General features: G+C 40.9%; 17 protein-coding genes and 1 other RNA gene. 11 read left to right on the top strand and 7 right to left on the bottom strand.

Features of this window, described 5'->3' with window-relative positions; all coding sequences use genetic code 11:
* Positions 1 to 23: 23 nt before the first annotated feature.
* The 3 genes from ssrS to CAP51_RS09445 form a co-directional block, all read right to left on the bottom strand.
* Positions 24 to 204, bottom strand: a non-coding RNA gene (gene ssrS / locus CAP51_RS09455) — 6S RNA.
* 109 nt (positions 205 to 313) lie between these two features.
* Entirely contained in the window at positions 314 to 610 is a 297-nt protein-coding gene (locus CAP51_RS09450) for a cell division protein ZapA (protein ID WP_171294770.1), read from the bottom strand.
* A complete protein-coding gene (locus CAP51_RS09445; protein ID WP_087620515.1) occupies positions 603 to 1160 on the bottom strand; it encodes a hypothetical protein in 558 nt (185 codons plus the stop codon). Before CAP51_RS09445 ends, CAP51_RS09450 begins: the two co-directional genes overlap by 8 nt.
* Positions 1161 to 1225: 65 nt before the next feature.
* On the opposite strand from CAP51_RS09445, the gene CAP51_RS09440 reads away from it, so the two are divergent.
* The 7 genes from CAP51_RS09440 to CAP51_RS09410 all read left to right on the top strand — a co-directional run bounded on the left by CAP51_RS09440 (position 1226) and on the right by CAP51_RS09410 (position 7130).
* Entirely contained in the window at positions 1226 to 1837 is a 612-nt protein-coding gene (locus tag CAP51_RS09440) for a UPF0149 family protein (protein WP_087620514.1), read from the top strand.
* A gap of 23 nt (positions 1838 to 1860) precedes the next feature.
* On the top strand, positions 1861 to 3177 hold the full coding sequence (gene pepP, locus CAP51_RS09435) for a Xaa-Pro aminopeptidase (protein ID WP_087620513.1): 1317 nt from the start codon (positions 1861 to 1863) through the stop codon (positions 3175 to 3177).
* Between the two features lie 117 nt (positions 3178 to 3294).
* Positions 3295 to 3519: a hypothetical protein gene (locus CAP51_RS09430; RefSeq protein WP_140404428.1), complete on the top strand. Its 225-nt coding sequence runs from the start codon at positions 3295 to 3297 to the stop codon at positions 3517 to 3519.
* A gap of 21 nt (positions 3520 to 3540) precedes the next feature.
* Complete coding sequence (locus CAP51_RS09425; protein WP_087620511.1) at positions 3541 to 4260, top strand: ATPase; 720 nt, start codon at positions 3541 to 3543, stop codon at positions 4258 to 4260.
* Between the two features lie 14 nt (positions 4261 to 4274).
* Entirely contained in the window at positions 4275 to 5483 is a 1209-nt protein-coding gene (gene ubiH, locus CAP51_RS09420; RefSeq protein ID WP_087620510.1) for a 2-octaprenyl-6-methoxyphenyl hydroxylase, read from the top strand.
* On the top strand, positions 5480 to 6721 hold the full coding sequence (locus CAP51_RS09415; protein ID WP_087620509.1) for an FAD-dependent monooxygenase: 1242 nt from the start codon (positions 5480 to 5482) through the stop codon (positions 6719 to 6721). The genes ubiH and CAP51_RS09415 overlap by 4 nt, the downstream gene beginning before the upstream one ends.
* Positions 6722 to 6878: 157 nt before the next feature.
* A complete protein-coding gene (locus tag CAP51_RS09410; protein ID WP_087620508.1) occupies positions 6879 to 7130 on the top strand; it encodes a hypothetical protein in 252 nt (83 codons plus the stop codon).
* A 94-nt stretch (positions 7131 to 7224) separates the two neighbouring features.
* Here CAP51_RS09410 and CAP51_RS09405 read toward each other — a convergent pair whose 3' ends face one another.
* Positions 7225 to 7770, bottom strand: a complete 546-nt coding sequence (locus tag CAP51_RS09405; protein ID WP_087620507.1) for a YceI family protein — start codon at positions 7768 to 7770, stop codon at positions 7225 to 7227.
* A gap of 180 nt (positions 7771 to 7950) precedes the next feature.
* Positions 7951 to 8793, bottom strand: a complete 843-nt coding sequence (rsmI, locus tag CAP51_RS09400; protein ID WP_087620506.1) for a 16S rRNA (cytidine(1402)-2'-O)-methyltransferase — start codon at positions 8791 to 8793, stop codon at positions 7951 to 7953.
* A gap of 13 nt (positions 8794 to 8806) precedes the next feature.
* On the opposite strand from rsmI, the gene CAP51_RS09395 reads away from it, so the two are divergent.
* From CAP51_RS09395 to CAP51_RS09380, 4 genes are read left to right on the top strand one after another with little or no spacing between them, the layout of a single operon-like run.
* Positions 8807 to 9760 (top strand): penicillin-binding protein activator, encoded by a 954-nt coding sequence (locus CAP51_RS09395; protein ID WP_087620505.1) that lies wholly within the window; start codon positions 8807 to 8809, stop codon positions 9758 to 9760.
* A 3-nt stretch (positions 9761 to 9763) separates the two neighbouring features.
* The gene (locus CAP51_RS09390) at positions 9764 to 10180 is read left to right on the top strand and encodes a YraN family protein (RefSeq protein WP_087620504.1); all 417 of its coding nucleotides are present in this window, start codon (positions 9764 to 9766) and stop codon (positions 10178 to 10180) included.
* Positions 10181 to 10238: 58 nt separating this feature from the next.
* Complete coding sequence (locus tag CAP51_RS09385; RefSeq protein ID WP_087620820.1) at positions 10239 to 10994, top strand: BON domain-containing protein; 756 nt, start codon at positions 10239 to 10241, stop codon at positions 10992 to 10994.
* 6 nt (positions 10995 to 11000) lie between these two features.
* A complete protein-coding gene (locus CAP51_RS09380; RefSeq protein WP_087620503.1) occupies positions 11001 to 11849 on the top strand; it encodes an alpha/beta hydrolase in 849 nt (282 codons plus the stop codon).
* Here the strand turns inward: CAP51_RS09380 and nudC are convergent.
* Entirely contained in the window at positions 11846 to 12613 is a 768-nt protein-coding gene (nudC, locus tag CAP51_RS09375; RefSeq protein ID WP_087620502.1) for an NAD(+) diphosphatase, read from the bottom strand. The two genes, CAP51_RS09380 and nudC, sit on opposite strands and share 4 nt — an antisense overlap.
* Positions 12614 to 12616: 3 nt before the next feature.
* Positions 12617 to 14272, bottom strand: coding sequence for a hypothetical protein (locus CAP51_RS09370; protein WP_087620501.1), 1656 nt, complete (start codon positions 14270 to 14272; stop codon positions 12617 to 12619).
* Between the last annotated feature and the right edge of the window lie 150 nt (positions 14273 to 14422).

Raw genomic sequence — 14422 nt, 5'->3', positions numbered from 1 at the left:
GTTTATTATTATATTGATAAATAAGCACTCCAGAATGCCGCTACAGATCATTACCCTTGAACCCTAAAGTTCAAGGTGGACACGACGCATAATTTTTCGGTTTTCTACACAAGGCAGACATACACCAAAACTATGCAGACCATATCCGTAAGTGATGATATCGGCTCAGGGGAATAGACCTATTGGCGAACATCCCAGAGATGAACTTATTATAACGGCTATCTTTGGATTTGTAAAAAGCTGCGTGAGCGATTGATCTAAATATAACAAATTTCGCACTTAATCTTTCAATCCAATGTTTAAAAAGAGAATATTAGCCAATATTTTTAAGTTGTTGATCCAGATCATCAATAATATCGCCAAGGACATGTTCACACTGGCTATAGCTTTGTAAGGATTTGTTTAACTCCACCACATCCTGCATCAGTTGTAGGGCAACCATGACAGCAATTTTTTGATTGTCCATGCGCGGGTTGGCAGTACGCATTTCACGGAACTTTTGTTCTAATAATTCTCCAGCACCCTTGAGTTCATTTTGCTTGTCTACCGGACAGCCAAGTTTGTAGGTGCTATCAAGTAACCATAATTCAACTGCTGCAATATTACTCATAGGATTTGCTCTCATCTGCATTTGGGTGGGCTAATTGCTGAATTTCCTGTGCATAGGTATCTTGTGATGTACCCAAAATTGCCAAACGTTGAATAATCGCTTCAACCTTATGCTTGGCCTGCTCATTTTTTTTCAACAATTGGTCACGGTTAAACGTGAGTTCCTTGATTTGTTGTTGTAATGTTTCATTTTGATGAATGACCGTTTCGTAGTCTGTTTTTAACTTGTTGCGTTGTTCAATTAATGCCTCAAAACGTTTACGCAGTTCGGCACAGCTATTTTCCAGACGAACATATTTGTCATGTAGCGTCTGATGTTCGCCTTGTAATTGCTGCATGCCATCTTTGTATTGTTTTAGTTCAGACTGGCTGCTATTTAGGCGATTTTCCAAATCTTTGGCTAGACCTTGCGACTGTAAAAGTTCAGACTGTATCTGTTGAGTAGATTCAGCATGTTGCTGTTCTTTATTCGATAAACTTTGCTGCAAGTTTGCCGAATAATTGATAAGCGTTTTAATCTGCTGCTGTAAATGCTGTAATTCTTCTAACATAGTAGTATCGCATTAAACCTATTTACTCGATAATATATTATGCAGTATAGAGATTGGAAATACGAATGCAAGACGATATTAGTGGTTGGAAAACGTGGGAAGAAGTTTTTGGGGGTATTGAGGAATTATCAAGCCCAAGTGAGTTACATGGAATTTTAACGGGTATTGTTTGTGTAACCAACCCGCCAACACAACAAGAGTGGATTTCAATTCTCAATACTTTGCAAATTCCCCCACTTGATGACGAAGCTTTGGCATTGCTGACTGAAGAAGCTGAGGATATTGCTGCGGCATTAAATGATGATGAACTTGATTACTTACCGATGTTACCGGATGATCAGCATGCGCTTGAAGAACGTGTTGCAGCCTTGGCAGATTGGTGTGCAGGGGTAGTGCTTGGTTTCGGTCTGGCATCGGGACATATTCGTAGCGATGAAGAAGAATGGATCGAACATTTACAGGATGTCGCTGCCGTTGAATTTACTGAGGGTGATGATGACGAAGAAGGCGAAGAAAGCTTTAATGAACTGTATGAGTTTGTACGCCTGATTCCGCTGAGTTTGTCTACTGGCCGTAAAAAATTACCTGTTGCCGACACCTCATTGCTTAAAAATACCTTATTTGCCAATAAAGGTAATAATGTAGTAGAAATGTTTACTCCGCACCGTCCAAGCTAAATTGATATATTTAAGGTTAAGTCATGTCTAAACTCGATCAATCCGTTTTTCGTTCACGTCGTGAGCGTCTTGTACAGGCAATGGGAAGCAATGCGATTGCAATCATTGCGACACGAGATGAAATGTATCGTAATCGTGATGCAGATTATAAATATCGAGCAGATAGCAGTTTTTATTACCTGACTGGATTTGATGAACCAGAAGCAGTGGCTGTGCTAGAAACAGATGAAAATGGCGACTATAGCTATACTTTATTTTGTCGTGAACGAAATCGTGCCATGGAAATCTGGACTGGCTATCGTGCCGGAATTGAAGGTGTATTGGCAGAGTATGATGCCGATCAAGCGTTTAGCATCGAAGATCTTGATGATGAGATTGTGCCATTTTTACTGAATAAAGAAAAATTATTCATTCGTTTCGGTCAGATCAAAAAGTTTGATGTGCGTATAGGTGAATGGTGTAATCAGGCCAATAAAAAGCAGCGTCAAGGTGGCGGTGCACCGCAGCAGATTATTCAACTGGATGCGATTTTAGATGAAATGCGCCTGATTAAATCTGCCGAAGAAATAGAGTTGATGCAAATCGCTGCCAATATCAGTGCCAAAGCCCATACACGGGCAATGCAGGCTGTGCGTCCGGGTATGATGGAATATGCGCTAGAAGCCGAACTCAACTATATTTTCGGTCAACAGGGCTGTGTCCCGTCCTATAACAGTATTGTCGGCGGTGGTGCAAATGGCTGTATTTTGCATTATGTCGAAAATAATAAACCGCTTCGCGATGGCGATCTGGTGTTAATTGACGCAGCTTGTGAATATCAGTGTTATGCTGCCGATATTACCCGTACTTTTCCGGTGAATGGTCAATTCTCAGCTGAACAACGGGCTTTGTATGAAGTGGTGCTGAAAGCACAATTGGCTGCAATTGAAGCAACTCAGGTGGGTAATCATTATCGCCATCCCCATGAAATTGTGACCCGAATTTTGACTGAAGGTCTGGTTGATCTGGGACTGCTCTCAGGTGAAGTAAACGAACTTATTGAAGCTGAGGCTTATAATCAATTTTATATGCATGGTACAGGGCACTGGCTAGGTATGGATGTGCATGATGTCGGCACTTATAAAATTGATGGGCAGTGGCGACCTTATCAGGCAGGTATGGTGGTGACTGTTGAACCAGGTCTATATATTCAGCCTGATGATGAGACTGTTGATGCTAAATGGCGTGGTATCGGTATTCGTATCGAAGATGATGTGGTCGTGACAGAACAGGGACCACGCGTATTAACCAAAGATGTGGTTAAATCCATTGATGATATCGAACACTTAATGCGTCATTAAACCCAAGCAAGCATTAAAATTTACCAACATCAGCTGGATCGTCAGGGCATTATGCTTGTCAGTGATTCGGCTTATTGTTATATTGAATATTCAATGCAATGGGAAAAGAGGTGTGCCATGTCGATGACGCATAAATTTGATCAACAGGAACGTCAGGTTGCAGAGAAAGCAGTAGACGCCTTGCATGATGCCCAGCAAAAAGCATTGGCAACGCATGATGTGCTGGTGGTGAAGGATGATCATTTGGTCCTGCTGTCCAAAGAGGGCATTGAAAAAGTGATAAAACCTGTACATTCTGCAATATCAGTGGTTCGTGGCAGCAAGATTATACGTACAGCCTAAGCTTCTGATTGGTGCTGTTAGATGGCGAAAGTCCCTCGTTTGCGAATGTTTGCAGGTCCTAATGGTTCTGGCAAGAGTACCATCAAAGAAATTATTCCTATAAAAATACTGGGCGTTTATCTCAATGCCGATGATATTGAAAAACAATTACGAAAGACTCCTCAATTTGATTTTTCTGTTTACGACTCACATATTGACGCAGATGCTTTTTTGGATTTTTTAAGCCATCATCAACGGATTACAATTGATCCAGAGTGTCTGTCGATACAGGGAACACTATTGGATTGCAGTAAAATAAGCATAGATTCCTATTTTGCCTCGACGCTTGTAGATTTTTTAAGGATTGAGTTGTTAAGGCTAAAAAAGTCTTTTACCTTTGAAACCGTGATGTCACATCAAAGTAAGGTAGAATTTTTACAACTGGCACAGCAGCAAGGGTATAGAACTTATTTGTATTATATTGCGACGATTGATCCTGAAATTAATGTCTCCCGGGTGCAATATAGGGTACAGACTGGTGGTCATGCTGTTGCAAGAGATAAAATCATTAAACGTTATTACAATAGTTTGGAATTATTAATTGATGCTATTTTTGCTGCCGATCGGGCATTTATTTTTGATAATTCCAGTGATGGCGGACAGCATGCATTTTTATGCGAGATTAATGCCGGACAGGAACTGGTATTACAAGCGGATACTGTACCGCAATGGTTTCAACATTATGTGCTACAACGATTTTAATAAAGGAAATGTATATGGATAATCCAGTCATTATTGTTGGCGGGGGAATGGTCGGATTAAGTCTGGCGCTGATGTTGGCAAAATGTAATATTCAGGTGACATTGCTTGAAGCAATTACATATCCTGATGAGGCTGTTAATCAGGATATTCCATATCATTCTAGTTTTGATGCACGTAATAGTGCCTTATCACGTCGTAGTGTACAGATTTATCAAGAATTGGGATTGTGGGACAAATTACAACAACATGCCACGCCAATTCTACAGGTACATATTTCCGAACAGGGAAGTTTTGGTAAAGCCAAACTGGTCAATACCGAAGAAAAGGTCGAAAGTTTTGGTCAGGTGATTGAAAATGCCTGGTTAGGTCGAGTGCTATTACGTGAAGCTCAACAAAATGCCTTGATTCAATTGATTGATGGCGTGAGTGTTAGTGCGCTCCATCAGGATGCAGAGCAAGTCTATTTAACCGCAACGCAAGCCGAAAAAACATTAAACCTCGTAAGCAAGCTCGTCATAGCAGCCGATGGTCGGGATTCTTTTTGTCGTCAGGCCTTGGGAATCGGTGTTGAAGTGCATGATTATGATCAGGTCGCAATTGTGACCACAGTTCAGACGTCAAAACCGCATCAACAGATTGGTTTTGAACGATTCAGTCCACTCGGACCGCTGGCTTTACTGCCTTTACCGGGAGAATATCGACGCTCCGTGGTATGGCCGGTAAAAAAAGGAACTGAACAGGAATGGCTGGGTGAGCAAAACGATCAGCATTTCCTTGACGCTTTACAGCAAACTTACGGTGACCGTGCTGGTAAATTTGAAAAAACTGGTAAGCGGTTTTGTTATCCATTGTCACAGGTACTAGCACATCAACAGGTTTCAGGTCGTGTGGTCTTGATGGGAAATGCAGCCCATACCATTCATCCAGTCGCAGGTCAGGGCTTTAATTTGTGTTTACGCGATGCACATGTACTGGTGCGATATTTACAGCATCAATTTGCACAGCATCTGGATATTGGCGATGAAAGCGTATTAAAGAACTATGAACAGGCCCGTTTGGCTGATCAGAAAAAAGTTATTTTCTTCTGTGATCATATTGTGCGTGGATTTAGCAATAATAATCCGATTCTCAAACTGGCACGGAATACCGGGCTTTTAGCCTTTGATCTGGTACCGGGGATTAAGCCGATGGTGGCAAATTTTGCAATGGGGTTAAAAGCATGACACAACATCAGGCAAAAATTCATCAGGTCATCATTATTGGCGGTGGTTTGGTCGGAGGTCTTACTGCATTATTACTGGCCAAAGCAGGGATTCAAGCTACTGTGTTGGACGCTTCACCCCGTTTGCAAGAATCACACGTGCTGGCACAGGCTAATCCACGTGTATTAGCCATTAATCTGGCATCCATGAAATTGATGCAACATGCGGGTATCTGGCAGCATTTAAAACGACATGAGCCTTATAGTGGTATGCAGGTCTGGAATCGTGATGGCATGGGGGAAATCCTGTTTGGACAGGGTACGGTACATATGCCTATGCAACATGACTGGCTAGGAAGCATGGTTGAACCAAGTATTTTGAATCTTGCCATTCAAACCGAGTTGCAACAAGAAGTTAAGGATTACCGCAATGAAGTTAAAGTAATCCGAATAGAAAAATTACCACATACATGGCAAGTGACTTTAAGTACAGGCGAGCAACTTGAAACTGAATTATTGATTGGTGCCGATGGCGCAAATTCATTTGTACGAAATCAGGCCGGGATTGAGCTGGATATCCTGAATTACCAGGAAACTGCCATCAGTTGTGCAATCCGAACAGAAAAACCGCATTTACATATCGCAAGACAGATTTTCTTAAGCACCGGACCACTGGCATTTTTACCCATGCACAGTCTCAATCCAGCACAGAACGGTTATTGGCAATCTATTGTCTGGACTTTGCCATCCGACTATGCCGAGGAATACAGTCAATTGAGCGATGCAGAATTCCAGCAAAAAGTGACTCAAGCCAGTCATTATATGTTGGGAGAGGTACAGCAAGTGGTTTCACGGGCTTTTTTTCCGTTAATTGCACGTCAGGCACAGCAGTATGTAAGTGAGGGGCTGGCTTTGGTTGGCGATGCGGCACACGTTATTCATCCACTGGCAGGACAAGGGGTCAATCTGGGTTGTCTTGATGCAGGTGTATTGGTGGATTGCCTGCTTAAAGACATGCAGCGTGGGGTATGGGCAAATCTTCAAACCTTGCGTAAATATGAACATCAGCGTCGTTTGCATAACAGTATGATGATGCATAGTATGTCTGGGCTTGGCTGGATTAATAAAGCTCAGTTAAAGTCATTACAATGGCTGCGAAGTGAGGGCATGCATTTTGTATCCGGACAGCCGAAGGTCATCGAATTCTTTAGCGAACAGGCCAGCGGTTTGTCCGCATTACGTCAGACACGGTATCTTTAAGGCAAAAATTTGTATTTATGTTTAAAGATTGAACAAAAGCAACTTTATGATGAAAAAATACACAAAAATTTGAAAAATAGGACTAGGCGAAATGATTTTTGATTGCTAAATTTCGCCTAAATACACTGGAAATTTTTTATGGGGCAGGAGAACGATCATGTCTGAAGCAAATGACTATGATGAAGATCGTGAAGATCAAACAGTAGACGAAGATGAGGCCAAAGCAGCACAAAAAGGTGGCGATGAAGATTCTGGAAATCTATCTGATGCGGATCTTGCAGAAGCCGAAAGTTTGACTGTAACAGCGAAGCAGCATATTCGTGAACAGTTGGAAGACGAACTGGCGCGTTTTCTGGCACAGGGTGGCAAGATTACACAAGTGCCAACAGATGAATCTGCGAAAGATTAAAAGCTGTTTTTCGTTAAGTACAAGTGCTTAAAAAAAGCAGATTGGTGATCCAGTCTGCTTTTTTATTTGTATGCGTTATAGATGCAATAATTGCTTATTGTACCTTCACAAATTTGGTTTTCGCATTTAAGGTTATGGTTTCATCAATTAAATTTTCAAAATGCGTCATGCCCCACTTGGTACGATCAATCTGTGTGCTGGCAGTCATTGTTAAGGCATCACCTTCAGGATTGATGTTGAGCGTCCATGTAGTAGGTTTGGTAACGCCATGCATGGTCAATAGACCATCCATTTTGTAGCGGTTACCAGAAAGTGCTGTAATCGCGGTGCTCTTAAAGGTTAATTTCGGGTATTTGCTGACATTTAGACCATTACTGCCTTTGTACAAAGGTGTTTTAATGCCTGCACTCAAGCTTGAGGCATTAATCTCAAGATTAATTTTAGTGTCCTTTATATTCTTGGGATCAAATACTGCATTACCTTGAACTTTATTGAAGTTTGCCTTGGTTCCACCTGTACCTTGTGTGGTAAAGCCAACATTGGATTTCGAACCGTCCAGATTCCATTGTGCTGCATATGTCTGCATACTGAATATACTCAGTGTTGCAAAGGCAAATCCATAGATGATTGGCATATTCATAATTTACTCCTTAATCTTTGATCTTGTTCCATCTAAGTTCAAGTATAGACCAGTAAAATGTAAAGAGTTGCGTGATGCTGTGAGCAATTGAATGCGTTTATGCAACATTCATTGGAAAAAAAGCAATAAAATGTTTAAAAACGCATCAATATTTGATGTTCAAGTCAAGAGAATGAATATCTAGTTTTCTTCTGCTTCTAATTCCAATGCACGTTGATACAGCACTTTTTTCTTTAAACCGGTCAGGTCCGCCGCCAGTTGCGATGCTGATTTTACACTCAGGTCCTGAAGTAAGCGTTTTAATAGCTCATCTATTTTATCTTGTTGGTGATCTTGTTCTAGTGGATTACCTGCAACCACCAGCACGATTTCACCTTTTTGTTGATTGGGATCCTGTTTAACCCATTCCAGTAGTTCCGCAACCGGTTTTTGTACAATGGTTTCAAAGGTTTTGGTGATTTCACGGGCAAAGCCCACAATACGCTGCTCACCAAAAATAGTTTTGATATCTTCAAGACTATCTACAATACGATGCGGTGCTTCATAAAAGATAATGGTTTCGGTATGGTCTTTGAGTTGTTGTAACTGGGTTTGCCGCTGGGTGCTTTTTGATGGCAGAAAACCAATAAACAGGAATCGATCACTTGGTAAGCCCACACTGGAAAGTGCTGCAACAGCTGCACATGCACCAGGCACAGGTGTAACCCGTATACCAGCCTGTTGTGCTGCACGCACCAGACGAAAACCAGGATCACTAATCAATGGTGTCCCAGCATCACTGATCAGGGCAACATCTTCACCATTTTGTAACTTTTGGATAATTGATTTTATTTTATGATCTTCATTATGATCATGACAGGCAGTTAAAGGTGTTGTGATATTATAGTGCTTTAACAAAGGTGCTGATTGTCTGGTATCTTCTGCTGCAATCAATTTTACAGATTTTAGGACATCTATCGCACGATAGCTCATGTCATCTAAGTGCCCAATTGGGGTTGCAACGACAAATAATTGAGCACTCATAAGGAAAAACTCCATGTTAAATAAGAAATTAAGTTTAAAGGCTTTTGCCAGTTTGACACTTGCTGTTTCGACAGTTGCCGTTTCTGCAATGGCGCAGGCAGAAATTCTGGTTATTCTACCTGAAACCGGTGCGATGGCGAGTGCAACGGACAGTATTAAGCGTGGTTTAATACAAGCCAATCATCAATCGAGTAATAAATATAAGTTTAAATTCGTTGATATTCATCAACAGCCATTATCCAGTATTTTGCAAAAAAATGTCAGCAAAACGACAGAATTGGTGATTGGACCATTGGATAAACAAAATGTTGAGCAATTACTTAAACTTCAACCCAAGATTAAAACGCTGGCATTAAATCAGGTCAGTGGGAAAGCGGCTAATGTCTATCAGTTTGCCTTATCCAAAGAAGAAGATGCACTGGCATTAACCAAACGCATGCAGTGGGACGGTATCGACAATCTCATCGTATTGCGGGATCCAGATACAATTGAACAAACCCAAAGTTTTTATGATGCTATGGTACAGCTTTGGGGCAATAAAATGGAAGTCAAAGAAAAACTGCCATTTTTCTCCAAGAAAAAACAGGGTGTCTTGCTATTAGGATCGGGTAAATGGTTAACCCAGCAAAAACTACCGAGTAAAAATATCTATACATTGCCTTTCGCAATTGAAGAAAAGCAGCCAATTCCAGAGGGTATGATTTATTGTGATACACCGGCACTTTATACCGGACAATGGTCAGATGTAATGGATGCATATAAACAAAAGCCGGTAACAATGCCATTTCAGCGGTTGATCGCATTTGGTGGGGATGCATGGCAAATTGCGGATGTCTTACAAAATCGTAAAAATAATAGTGTCGTTGAATTTAAAGGGCGGACTGGACAGATTCGAATTGTCGATAATATTATTTCCCGTGAGCCACAGTGCTTTCAATCACAAAAAACTGCTGTAAAAGCCCTGTGATAGATGTATAAGACTGCTGAAATTGGACGATATGCTGAACAATGGGGATTGGCATATTTACAGCATTGGGGTTTAAAGTATTTACACAGTAACTTTCATTGTCGTTACGGCGAAGTCGATTTGATCATGCTGGATCAAGATTGTGTGGTCTTTGTTGAAGTTCGGGCGAGAAAGCATAGTACTTTTGCGACAGCACTAGAAAGTGTAGATGAGAAAAAGCAGGCAAAAACCATTTTAACTGCACAGCATTTTCTACAGAAATATCCTCAGTATGAGCAGTTTGATTGTCGTTTTGATGTGATTGCACTGGATTATTACTCAGTAAATGATCTAATCAATCATTTGAAGAAAAATTCTATGGATTTATTTACGCAACAAACGGTAAATTTACAGTGGATCAAAAATGCTTATACAATGTAATAAAATGAGCTTTTCAAAATAGTGGAAGACCTGGAGTCCTTGTGTGAAAACTTTTAAAATTGTAACACTGTCGTTATTTGTCGCATTAAGTACAGGATGTGCCTCCTTTATTGCCAATAATACCTCAAGTGCTGTAGGTACCGAATCTGGTGAACGTAGCCTAGGACAGGTCGTGATTGACAAGTCAATTGAACGGACTGCCAAAATTAACCTGTATAAATTGGATGCCCGGTTTAAGCAATCCCGTATTAATATCGAAAGTTTTCACAGCAGTGTGCTGTTAACCGGTCAAGTTCCTGATCAACATTTAAAACAATTGGCAGAAGACAATGTCAAATCCATGACTGATGTCAAAGCAGTACATAACTTTATTACTGTGGGCAATCAGGTGAGTTATTCCACAATTATGCAGGATCTCGGTGTAACGGCAAATACCAAGGCTTTATTGCTAAGAGCACCCTTGATTCGTGAAAGCAAAGTCCTCATTCACACTGAAGATGCGGTACTGTATGTCATGGGCCGTTTGAATAATGCTGAAATTGCCGATTTAAATAATGTTTTACAAAACGTTGGTAATGTCACCAAGATTGTCACGTTAATTGATAATGTTGAACAGAATCAAAGTAGTGCTTCTGCTTATGCTGCACCGGCAGCGAGCAGTAATGTCGCTGGGGTTGGCTTGGGCGCAGTTACCACAACGCCTTTGGCAGATCCAACACCGGTTGCTATTGATCCTAATCAGGAACAGCCTGTCAATGATCAAGTGCCAGCACAGGATAATATACAAAGTGCGCCTGTGAGTGCTGAGCCATAACTGCCAATGCATATCCCGTTTTTAAAAAATTTCCGCTGGTATGACGTTCCGAATTATGTGCTAAATCAGTTAACAGTGGGCAATCATGCCCAGTGCCGAGCTGATTTAAGCTATGCCACGGCATCGGATCGACAAAAGCTAGATTTATATATTCCAAAAAAACCTCGTACTAATAATGCTTTGATTTTATTTGTACATGGTGGTTCATGGCAACATGGCAGTAAGACCGATTATATTTTTCTGGCACAGAATCTGGCGAAATATGGTTTTTATGTGGCCTGCATGAATTATCAGCTTGCACCTGAACATCTTTATCCGACCTATGTTGAAGATGTGATTCAGGCAATCAACTGGTTATCGGCGGCACAACAAGCCGATCAATATGGCTATGCTGCCGATCAGATCATTTTGCTCGGACACTCTGCCGGCGCGTTAAACGTCATGGCAGCAGTGTATCATGGCGCACAATTTCAGTATTCGATTCAAAATCTAAATGCTATTCGAGCTATAATCGGTATCGCTGGCCCTTATTCGTTTGAACATCGCGGTGATCCAATTGCACAATATGCGTTTGATCAAACTGTGGCGCCAGAATTGATTATGCCAAGTTTTTTTACTTTTCATAATTCTATACGGCATTTGTTGCTATTGGCGGGTAATGATCAACTGGTCGGTGACTACAATACCGAGAAGATGCAACAGGCATTACTGCATGTACAAAATGCGGTAACTGTCTATCGTATTCCCGCAACGACGCATATCAGTATTATTGCCACGCTGGCAGAAGGTATCGATAGACTGTTTAAAACCCGACAGGTGATGCTTGATTTTATTGATCAGCCTGAGGTTAATTAATCAGTTTTAGATTGATCAATATGTGATAAGTGTTGCACCATATCATCAATCATTTTGTAGGCGATACTTCCCGGGATGGGAATCTTGGGAAGTTGATCAAATGCAAAAAATTTTGCATCAGCAATTTCTTCTTCCTGTAATACGATTTCGCCACTGTCATATTCGGCATGAAAGGCAATCATTAGATTGGAAGGAAAGGGCCAAGGCTGGCTGGAAAGATATTGCAGATTTTTTAATTTAAGTCCGACTTCTTCCATGGCTTCACGTTGTACGGCCTGTTCCAGTGTTTCTCCAACCTCCACAAAACCAGCAATCAAACCATACATATTATTTTGATTGCGGTTGGCTTTTGCCAGAAGAATTTCATTGCCTCGGGTGATGATGGTAATAATACAAGGCTGCACCCGCGGGTATTGGTAGTAATGACACACAGGACAGACCATGGCAAATTGCGTATCATGTTCGACGGTTTCATGTCCACAATGACTACAAAACTTATGGTTTCGGCGCCATTCAAGCAGTTGTTTGGCTTTGGATGCCTGTTCAAATTGATGAGATGACCAATGCATGATCAACTCACGAATCGGAACCAGTTGGTAGCCTTCGGGTAACTGGGTATTCGGGTTAATATCCCGCACAATGACTTTATCTTTCACCTGTTCGACAAATAGATCATTCTGGATTGCCTCGATGCGAGGCAATTCCAGATTTTGATTGACGACCAGACTTTGTTCACTAAATAAATAGGCAAGATATACAGACATAGCTTAGGCGACCGCTTGTTCTAATGTGACAATACTTTGTTCACCGACTTGCATACTTTTTTCAATCAAAGGCTGTTTATTCTGCATTTGTTCAAAAAAGAAATCTGCACTGATGATGGCATTGGCCAGTAATCTTAATTGATCCAGTGTTAAAGTTTTATTGTTTGGCAGAATGTTTAGCTCAATAAGATTGGCTGCTTTTTGCAAGATATTATGTCCTTGAGTAGATTCAAGGAATAATAATGCACCAGAAACTTCACGTAATTGCTCAGCCAAGGTTTGCAAACCGCTATTGTCCTGATCCTGTGCATACTGTGTCACTTGATCACAGACTTTGGCAAGGGTTAGGCGCGACTCGTGACACAATGCTTCCTGTGCTTCTTCAACTTTTGCCAGCGTAATCTGGGTATTATTAAATTTAAGCTTCAAACGGGTTGGTGTATAGTTACGCTCTAAAATTTGCAGGGAATTGGTCGCAAACAATAATGTATTCATTAAGCGATCCGCATTTTTTGGATCGGTCAGATTGTCATTGGCTCGGATATGATCTGCTTGTTGTTGTAATTGTCGGGCAGCATCATTCATATTGATCACATCAAGAATTTTTGCAACTTCACTTAAATTCTCATAAATATTTTCTCGTACTTCGGCACTTTCAATGTGTAGCCCCATTTCAATCTTGCTGGATACTTCTGCAATCTTTTGACTGAGTAAATCGGCAATGGTCTGAATGGTATCAAAATCTGGTCCATAGAGCTGGCGGCTGAGTACTTCAAGCTGGTTATCACTTAAAACATCATCATAGACACTCAGCTGTTCACGAATTTCCTGTGAAACTTCGGAATCTTGACTTAAACATAAGCTTAGAATATCGGCGAAATCGTGATGAGTTGCAGAAAAAATTTGTGGAGATTGCGCAAAGGTTGTGCTTTGACGTTCAATGTTGATCAATACACGCAAACGTGGATCAGTCAAAATAGTATGGTCAAGATGTTTGAGTGCCAGATACACAAATTCCCAATAACGTGCAGAAGATGTGCCGACCGCTTGCGTAGCAAAATAATTGCCGCATAAGGCCATCGCCCGGAAATCCAGTTCACTTGCCTTACCTTGTAGGATATGCAATAGACTGAGTTTATATAATCGCAGTACATATTGGCTGGCAGGGAAATTTTCCAGTGCATCGAATTTTACACTAGGTTGTAGCGTTTCCAGGAATGTATTGAGGAAAATACCTTCACGAGTTAAAGGTAACTTTAAAGCCATCTCAAGTTTATTGATGACCGGAATCAAAAATTGAGGTGCCCGGGTTTCTCGAATACACAAGAAATCAAGATAACGTTTAATCATACTGGTCGCTTCGCTCATGGCTTCGACATCAGTTTGTTTGATCTGTGATTTTTGTGAGTCCTGAATGACTTTTTGCATGACTTTTGCCACCAATTCGGTGAGTCGTGCAATATAGCGTTGATCAATTAAATTCAGGACATGAGCGCACTGTTCCAGATTCACCAGTGCATCATCAATGCCAAAAGGTAATGAACCATCTTCGATTAAACTTGTTACCCCGTTTTCAACGTTTTTAATGGTGCTATCTATTTCTGTTTTAACAATTAATAATGTGGTTGAATCAAAATGTGAAGAGGATTGAAATGACATCGGCTTTCACCTTTCCTTAGTTCATATATTTTGTTGCCCGCCCAGTCTTGCGATAGCTGACAGGTGGGCGCTGTTGTTACGATAGCACTGTATCTTAATAAGATAAAGGGTGCTTTTTACAAATTTAGCTTTTGATTCATCGCCTATATT

The organism is Acinetobacter populi (assembly GCF_002174125.1).
GTDB classification, from domain to species: Bacteria; Pseudomonadota; Gammaproteobacteria; order Pseudomonadales; family Moraxellaceae; genus Acinetobacter; species Acinetobacter populi.
This window is presented reverse-complemented; position numbering and strand designations above follow the sequence as displayed.

Bases quoted from the DNA above. Each gene is read 5' to 3' on its own strand.
- CAP51_RS09450 (WP_171294770.1), bottom strand. From the start codon at position 610: ATGAGTAATATTGCAGCAGTTGAATTATGGTTACTTGATAGCACCTAC.
- CAP51_RS09445 (WP_087620515.1), bottom strand. From the start codon at position 1,160: ATGTTAGAAGAATTACAGCATTTACAGCAGCAGATTAAAACGCTTATC.
- CAP51_RS09440 (WP_087620514.1), top strand. From the start codon at position 1,226: ATGCAAGACGATATTAGTGGTTGGAAAACGTGGGAAGAAGTTTTTGGG.
- pepP (WP_087620513.1), top strand. From the start codon at position 1,861: ATGTCTAAACTCGATCAATCCGTTTTTCGTTCACGTCGTGAGCGTCTT.
- CAP51_RS09430 (WP_140404428.1), top strand. From the start codon at position 3,295: ATGTCGATGACGCATAAATTTGATCAACAGGAACGTCAGGTTGCAGAG.
- CAP51_RS09425 (WP_087620511.1), top strand. From the start codon at position 3,541: ATGGCGAAAGTCCCTCGTTTGCGAATGTTTGCAGGTCCTAATGGTTCT.
- ubiH (WP_087620510.1), top strand. From the start codon at position 4,275: ATGGATAATCCAGTCATTATTGTTGGCGGGGGAATGGTCGGATTAAGT.
- CAP51_RS09415 (WP_087620509.1), top strand. From the start codon at position 5,480: ATGACACAACATCAGGCAAAAATTCATCAGGTCATCATTATTGGCGGT.
- CAP51_RS09410 (WP_087620508.1), top strand. From the start codon at position 6,879: ATGTCTGAAGCAAATGACTATGATGAAGATCGTGAAGATCAAACAGTA.
- CAP51_RS09405 (WP_087620507.1), bottom strand. From the start codon at position 7,770: ATGAATATGCCAATCATCTATGGATTTGCCTTTGCAACACTGAGTATA.
- rsmI (WP_087620506.1), bottom strand. From the start codon at position 8,793: ATGAGTGCTCAATTATTTGTCGTTGCAACCCCAATTGGGCACTTAGAT.
- CAP51_RS09395 (WP_087620505.1), top strand. From the start codon at position 8,807: ATGTTAAATAAGAAATTAAGTTTAAAGGCTTTTGCCAGTTTGACACTT.
- CAP51_RS09390 (WP_087620504.1), top strand. From the start codon at position 9,764: ATGTATAAGACTGCTGAAATTGGACGATATGCTGAACAATGGGGATTG.
- CAP51_RS09380 (WP_087620503.1), top strand. From the start codon at position 11,001: ATGCATATCCCGTTTTTAAAAAATTTCCGCTGGTATGACGTTCCGAAT.
- nudC (WP_087620502.1), bottom strand. From the start codon at position 12,613: ATGTCTGTATATCTTGCCTATTTATTTAGTGAACAAAGTCTGGTCGTC.
- CAP51_RS09370 (WP_087620501.1), bottom strand. From the start codon at position 14,272: ATGTCATTTCAATCCTCTTCACATTTTGATTCAACCACATTATTAATT.